Below are 6903 nucleotides of genomic sequence, written 5' to 3' on the forward strand. Positions count from 1 at the left end.
AACGGCTGGAATGGGGCGCAGAGCCGCCTATCAGGAACCGTCGGCTATGATCTGAATCTTCTGCGGTGCGCTGCCGCCTGCGACCGCAGGCAGGCGATCGATATTCGGGTGAGCTCCCGGGCGAGCACGTGCATCAAGGGTATGCTCTGCGAAGAGGATGTCCTCCTTGGTCCGGTCAGCTGTATGGGGCTCTCCGGTCAGCGCGTAATCCCGAACCGACAAATGCAGATTGATTCTTGGAGAGGACGATATCGCGACGCGGTGGTGGTCCGCAGGCTCCCATCCTCCAGAGAGAGCGGGCCGATGGGGGGCATCTGGAGCGTCAGTTGGAGGTGTTCAGCTAACTGCCCAGCTTTGTAAAAGCTGGCAGCCATTTTGCTGTTCGGACGGCTCAGCGTTTAGCGCCTCCGCAAACGGCCCGTCGAATATAAAGATGGGGTGGAGATTGACTGATGCGGTTGCGCGAGACAATGCAAGGTCTGCGTCCAGCGGATAATTCGCAACACCCGCTCTAGCCGAATTTGGCTTGTGGAGATCTCTACAAATCTCGCTGCTTCCCATGGGCTTCCCAGTTTTACTTTCTGGGATGCGCCATCCGTCATAAAACGGGCAAACTTATTGAGGTAATTGGCGCGCCCGAAACGCGCCAACTTCGTCAGGGAATTTTATTAAATATCTGATATTAAACGATAAAAATGCGACCCGCTCATCGACTTGTAACCCAGTTTGTTACCCACATGGTTGCCCAAAACAGAACCTAGCCAGAATGTTCCCCAGCGAATTTCACCTAGCTCACAAACACCTCGACCTCTACGAGCGGGCCGGTGAAAATGACGGCCAAACCGCCGGACGGGCAAACTGCTAGCGCGGATAGAGAGGGCGAGGGCAGCATGGATGTGGAGGACATTCCCGATGCTCTAACTGAGCAGGTTGCAATGATGGAGAGCATCCTAATTGCATCTGCGACGGGAGGATCGTCTGACAATGACATCTATGAGTATCTGCGGCGCGAGTTCATGGGGAACCCAGCGATCCGGGATTTGCTGCCGCCGTTCGTGCGCTCTCATAGAAGTTTGGACGCCTTCTGGCCCTACATCAAGCACGAGGCCTCCACTTACGCGGAGAGGCGGAAGATCATCGGCGCTGCGTTCAACCCGCTGATGGACAATCTGGAGGGCCAGCAATCGTCTCCGGTTGACAAGGTGGCTTCCGACGCGTTGGAGACATTCGATGCCGAGGGCGTTCACGCTGTTTGGGAAAAGGCGCTCGCCCGCCGGACGGCCGATCCTGAGGGGGCGATTACAGTTGCGAGAACGCTTCTCGAAACGGTGACAAAGCGCATCCTCGACGAGACCAGTACCCCCTATACCGACAAAGACGATCTTCCGAAGCTCTACGCGACCACGGCGCGGGCGTTGAACCTAGCGCCGGATCAACACACGGAGGAGCCGATTAAGGCGATCCTAGGTGGCGCAATGAACCTCGTTAACGGGATCGGGACGTTGCGAAATCGCTTGTCGGATGCACATGGGCGCGGTGGAAGGTTGCCGGTGCGTCCGTCTCCACGTCATGCAAGCCTTGCCGTTAACACAGCCGGCGCGGTTGCCACGTTTCTCGTCGAGACGTTTAACGAGCGGCACAGATCCTCATAGCGCCGTGCTTCGGCGATGATGCGGCCTCCGTCGCCTCGCGGCGGATAGCCTCGGCGTCCGGGGCGCTGATCGCGGCGACAGAGAGCGCCGGAGACGGCCGCTTCGGAGCTTCAGGCGTCGGGACGCCTGCCGAAGTTTTCCCGGCCTCCTGCGCCTCCGCCTTCATGCGGCGCACGTCCGCCGCCGTTACCTTCTGGCCGTCGACGACAAGCGCCTCGACCTGATCGCGGACCTCCGGCGGGGTGGATGGGGCGGCAAGCTCGTAGAGAGCCGAAGTCTCAAAATTCCAACCCGGTTGGAATTTGCCACCCATCACATCAGCGACCCGCATCATTTTACGGGCGGTCTCGGCGCTCATCTCAAACTCAGCCTCGATCCACTTCAGGAAGTGGCCGTGCCCGAGCTTTTCCTTCATGGCGGTGAGATCGCGGCCGATCTCGATGATGTCCTCGGCCGTCCGGCGCAGGCGGAGCTTGATCCGTTCCGCGACCTGACGAACCTCGGCCTCATCCTCGCGGCTCAGGGCCGCGTAGCTGAACAGGTCGGCAGCACCGCCGACGACCTTCAGGCGGGCCATGTCACGCGCCCTCAGAGCGAGGAGGACGCGGCACGTCGGCCGGCCATGCGTGTGGCGCAGATTGCGTCAAACTGCGCTTACTGATTATCTAAGTTGGCACCTGTTTTTGTGGGGGATGAAATGAAAATCGCGTTGGCTTGTACAGGTATTGCCTTCGTACTGGCATCATGTGCTGCTGCTACTGCTACACGGACTTCAGTGAACACGATGACCATCGATGCCGGGGCAGCACCGGCATGTGGGAGGCAGGGTGCCGCTGCGGTCGCAACCCGAGCGGCGGCAATTGAGACCATCAGGGCGGGCTATACGCGCTATATTATTACCGGATCGCAATACCAAAATAATGTGCGTACAACGCAACTGCCGGGGCAATACAGCACTTCTGGGTCCCTCTATGGCAATACGTTCTCAGCGACGAGCACCTATACCCCGGGGCCGACGATCGTCGCTGGTAGCCACGACCGAATGGTAAATGTCGTGATGTTCAATCCCGGTGACCCGGGTTTCGAGCAGGGTATAGACGCGCGCCAGTCGCTTGGACCTAAATGGGAAGAAATGGTCAAAAGCGGCATCCGCAGCTGCTTGTGATTTAAACACCTAATCGTTCCGTCAGGTTAGGACGCCCCCCGGCTTCGAGGCCGGGGGAGTGCATTCGCGCGGGCAGGATATCAGGGCGTGATGCCCATGTCGGCATGAACGCCGCCGACGCCGGACATATCCAGCCGGGGCCGGATTGTCGGCGCGACGGTCTGCGAGAGCTTGGCGTTCATCTGCGCCATGAAGCGATCGGCCTCGGCCAGTGCTTGCGCGAACCCGGTCTGAAGGGCCGCGTTCATGCCCTGCATGGCCGCTTGCATCGATCCGGCGATCTGGGCCGGGTCGCTCATCTTCGCCTGAGAGAACACATCGTCTATCCGCTGCGAGGTTACAGCCGGAGCCGCCCCGGAGTTCGGAACCGCTCCCGACTTGTCGCTCAGGTTCGACGGGTTGATGCCGGTCTTCCCCTTCACCCACTGGTCGATGCCATCGGTGAGGCCCCATAGGTTGCCGCGCGGGTCGATGATGCTCATGATTTCGTTGAGCGTCAGGGCAAGGCCGACGTAGCCAGCGCCCTTTGCCGCGCCCTTCAACATGGACCCGCCGCCCTTGGCTGCGGCCCCGGCGGCACCCGCCGCAGCGCCGGCCGCTGCTCCGCCTCCTGCCGCTGCGGCTCCGGTTCCAGCGAACTTCGACCAAAGCGCCGCGCCGCCGAAGCCGGCCGCGACACTGCCGCCTACCGTGCCGACCGCATAGAGCGCCGTCGTGAGTTGAGGGAACGCCTCGGCCAGTTCTGCCGTCCGCTTCGCCAGCACCCCCATGGGACCGGATACGGCGTTGAAGCTCTGTTCGTTCGCCCGGTCAGCAGCGTTCTTCACGTCCTGCACCTGCGACGGAGCAGTGGAGCGGATGAACTCGGAGACCTGCCCCGTTCGGCCCGGAGCCGTCTCCAGACCGGCGTTCAGCTCCGCCCGCTTGTCTTTGCTCGATCGGATGGCGATCGCGGCCATGAGGGCCTGTCGGTCGGCGAATATCTGGCCGAGGCTCGACGCCTCCATAATATCGGCCGCGCTCTCCAGCAGGGCGCGGCGCTCGCCTTCATCCTTTGTGGCGGAGAGCTTCTTCTGGATCGCTTGATACTGCGGGTTGTCGGCGAGCTGGCGGTCGGCGATCTCGCCGAACGCGTCGACGGCGGAAACGCCTTCCTGCGCCCGCTTCGCCATGTAGCCCTGCCAGTCGAATTCAGCCGGGCCGCGCTTTGTCCCCTTGCTCTTGCCCGCCCGCGTAGGGTCGCCCTTCTGAACCTTCACTTCTTTGGCAAGCGTGTCCTGAAGCTCCCGGCTGTTGAACTTCTGGAAGATGTTCACGAGATTGTTGCCGGCTTCGTCGGCGTTCGCGGCGGTGGTCATCGCTACCTGATTGAGCACCGCCAGTTCGCGGACGGCGCGCAACCCCTTCATGCCGCTGCCCTTTGCGAGGGCGAGTTGCTGGGGAAGCCAGCGGGCCTGATCCTTCAGTTCGAATGACCCTAGCTCGCCGCTCTTGAGCGCGTAGTCGAGGCCGGTTTGCAGGTCCTTGTCCGACACGCCGTTGCGGCGCATCGAGACCGCGAGCCGGGCGGCGTCGCCCGGGTCAGCGCCGGATGCGTGGGCCGTCTTCACGATCGTTGGCAGGACTGCCGCTGCTGATTTTGGATCGTAAACGCCCGATGCCAGCACGACCTCCATCGCATTGGCTGCTGCCTCGCGGGAGCCGCCGCCTTCCTTTGTGGCGTGATGGATGGCATCAGAGACCCGCTTGCGCATCGCGTGCATATCGCCGACCGTGCCGCCCGAAGCCGCCGTGACTGCCATGCGATTGACGCGCTCGTCATAGCTTAGCGCCCTCTCGACGCGGGGCCGCATCATGGCTACGGCGACGCCTGCGCCGACGGCGAATTGCCCGGCGCGATCTCCGACCCTTCCGGCCCGCTCGCGCCAGCTCGCGCGCGGCGCGGCGGCCATCCGGCTCTCACGATCGAGGCGGCGCATCTCCCGGATCGTCTTCGCGATCTCGTTGCGAATGTCCTGCTGGGACTTCGCGATGCCGGATCGCCCGGCAATACCGAATTGGCGGAGCGCAGCTTCGGCGCTCCTGACGGCCGCGCCCTGCTGTTTGAAGGCGGAGCTTGTTCGGGCAAGGGCACCCTGAGCGGCCGCCAGATCGGCCTGCATCCGCTTGGTAGGAGCGGAGGCGGACGCCAGCGCGGTTTTCAGGCGGTCGACGTTCGACTTCGCCTGACGAAATTCAAGAGCCGCATCCTTCAGCCCCCGGCGCAGGCCGGTGAAGTTGTCGATCGCCGCCGCTTTTGCCCGGAGCTGATCGAGCGACCGAACAAGGCCATTCGCCGCGCCGTTACCGGATTTGCCGAGGCGCGTCATCGCGCCTTCCAGCCCCTTCAGAACACCAGCGGCCCCCTTGGCGGGGCCGCTGATCTGGTCAATCAACTGGATCGTGAGGGTCGAGGTTTTGCTCGCCATGGCGGAGCCTCCTACCGGAACTGGGTCGCCTCCTGCCAAAGCTCCACCAGTTCGGGGAAGGTCAGACCCATGATCGTTTCAAATGTGATCCCGCCGGCGCTCTCTCGCATGACGACGAAGGCCGCCGTCTGCCAGTGGCGGGCGTGAAACCTTACGCCTCGCTCGTTGCCGTCGGCGTCTCTGACGGTTGCGGGGAGGCTGCGAAAAAACTTTCCTGCTCCACCTCCAGCCGGGAGGCGTCCACGAAGTCGAGAGCTTCGACGACTACGGCCGGGGCGGATAGCCACGGCTGGTCGATCATGTCGGCGGCCTCCGGGCCGGCGTGCTCCGTCGCCGCCGCCGTGTCGCGCAGATAGGCGCGCCATTCGCGCATCAGAGGGCGGCGGATTGTGATCCGGTCAAATACCTTGCCCTGATACTCGACGGGGAATTGTAGCTCGATTGTCCGGGTCATCTCGACGCCGGGGCGCGGGATGAAACGGGGCACGTCGCTGGCGCTGGTTACAACGGTCGGTGTCTCGGCGGTCGGCGTGTCCATCTGTGATCCTCCAAAGCTGATCGTAAGCAATCTCAATGGGATCAGTCTAAGTGTGCGTCTGTCAGCACACTATTTGACAAGCTATGACACCTGCTTTGCGTCAGATCGAGCGCCGTTCTGCGTCATGGAATAGCGGTCTTCCCGTCGGGCGTCCTGCGATAGTCGGTGTCTATACTGCGGCGATTACGCAATCATCATCGAATACGATCCGGGAGTGCTGTCATGGCGCGCACAAGCAGGCTGACAACGTTGAAGGCCAGAGATCGGGACGCAGATATCGAGGCGGAGGTCAGGAAGCGGGTCGCGAAGGAGGTCGCACGGATACGAGAGAACGCCGTCCCTCCGCGTGTCTGGTACGGCCCCGACAAGCTCCGCATGGCCTATTACGCGGGGCAGGGGCGGACAGGAGGCGAGATCGCGCAGATCATGGGCGGAACCACAGGCCCTCGCGTCCGGGCCATGCTGGCCGCTCACGACATTCCGCTGCTACGGTCGAGCGGCAATGACGACGCCACAATGCTGCGATGGAAGCGGCAGGACCGGGCGGCGCTCGAAGCCGCCGCCCTGAAACGGGATCGCGATCCGGCGGAGTTGGCCGCCCTGATCGTCCGCAAGGTTCTCGCAGGTGGAGATCGGGCGATTGATGCGCTCGTCGATGAATATGACGTGATTGGCTAAGGCGCTGTCACAGAACGCGCGTTTCGCGTCACAGATTGCGCAGAAGATGTTCGGCCCGCTCCCATAAGGGGCGGGTCGACTGCTATGCCCGGTTCAGACTTTGAGCTGTTTGATCCGGGTACTCGTCATGGGGAGTTCGAACATCGCTCCGCCTTCAATCTGCTTTTCGAAGGTTTCGATGGTCTGCCACAACGCCATTAATCGTTCCATCTTCTTGAGAAGCGGAGCCTTGTTCAGACCGGGGGCGAGAAAAAAGCCCACGAGACGCGACGATCGGAAAGCGTGGTACTCGGCTTGGTTGCGAGTGATCCGCCTGTCGCCGGATATAATGACCCAGCGGCCTTCTTCACTGAGTTCGCTGATCCATTGCTTGTCCTTTACGCCGGGGCCGTACCGATCTCT

Annotated in this window: 8 protein-coding genes; 3 read left to right on the forward strand and 5 right to left on the reverse strand. The window is 62.2% G+C overall.

What is annotated here, in order from left to right; genetic code table 11:
- Positions 1-30: 30 nt before the first annotated feature.
- Positions 31-222 carry a DUF2322 family protein gene (locus tag AC6A67_RS00125; protein WP_498034483.1) on the reverse strand — a complete coding sequence of 64 codons (192 nt, stop codon included), beginning with the start codon at positions 220-222 and terminating at the stop codon, positions 31-33.
- Between the two features lie 668 nt (positions 223-890).
- Here AC6A67_RS00125 and AC6A67_RS00130 point away from each other — a divergent pair.
- On the forward strand, positions 891-1652 hold the full coding sequence (locus AC6A67_RS00130; RefSeq protein ID WP_498034484.1) for an abortive infection family protein: 762 nt from the start codon (positions 891-893) through the stop codon (positions 1650-1652).
- Here the strand turns inward: AC6A67_RS00130 and AC6A67_RS00135 are convergent.
- Positions 1627-2229 (reverse strand): DUF3102 domain-containing protein, encoded by a 603-nt coding sequence (locus tag AC6A67_RS00135; RefSeq protein WP_498034485.1) that lies wholly within the window; start codon positions 2227-2229, stop codon positions 1627-1629. The genes AC6A67_RS00130 and AC6A67_RS00135 overlap by 26 nt on opposite strands.
- Before the next feature lie 120 nt (positions 2230-2349).
- Between AC6A67_RS00135 and AC6A67_RS00140 the strand changes: the two genes are divergently transcribed.
- Complete coding sequence (locus AC6A67_RS00140; RefSeq protein ID WP_498034486.1) at positions 2350-2817, forward strand: hypothetical protein; 468 nt, start codon at positions 2350-2352, stop codon at positions 2815-2817.
- 80 nt (positions 2818-2897) lie between these two features.
- On the opposite strand, the gene AC6A67_RS00145 is transcribed toward AC6A67_RS00140, so the two are convergent.
- The gene (locus AC6A67_RS00145; RefSeq protein ID WP_498034487.1) at positions 2898-5285 is read right to left on the reverse strand and encodes a phage tail tape measure protein; all 2388 of its coding nucleotides are present in this window, start codon (positions 5283-5285) and stop codon (positions 2898-2900) included.
- 151 nt (positions 5286-5436) lie between these two features.
- The gene (locus AC6A67_RS00150; RefSeq protein WP_498034488.1) at positions 5437-5823 is read right to left on the reverse strand and encodes a hypothetical protein; all 387 of its coding nucleotides are present in this window, start codon (positions 5821-5823) and stop codon (positions 5437-5439) included.
- Positions 5824-6045: 222 nt separating this feature from the next.
- On the opposite strand from AC6A67_RS00150, the gene AC6A67_RS00155 reads away from it, so the two are divergent.
- Positions 6046-6501: a hypothetical protein gene (locus AC6A67_RS00155; protein ID WP_498034489.1), complete on the forward strand. Its 456-nt coding sequence runs from the start codon at positions 6046-6048 to the stop codon at positions 6499-6501.
- A 93-nt stretch (positions 6502-6594) separates the two neighbouring features.
- Here AC6A67_RS00155 and AC6A67_RS00160 read toward each other — a convergent pair.
- A partial coding sequence (locus AC6A67_RS00160; RefSeq protein WP_498034490.1) for a PIN-like domain-containing protein occupies positions 6595-6903 on the reverse strand: 309 nt, incomplete at its 5' end.

Source organism: Camelimonas sp. FR25, assembly GCF_059740505.1.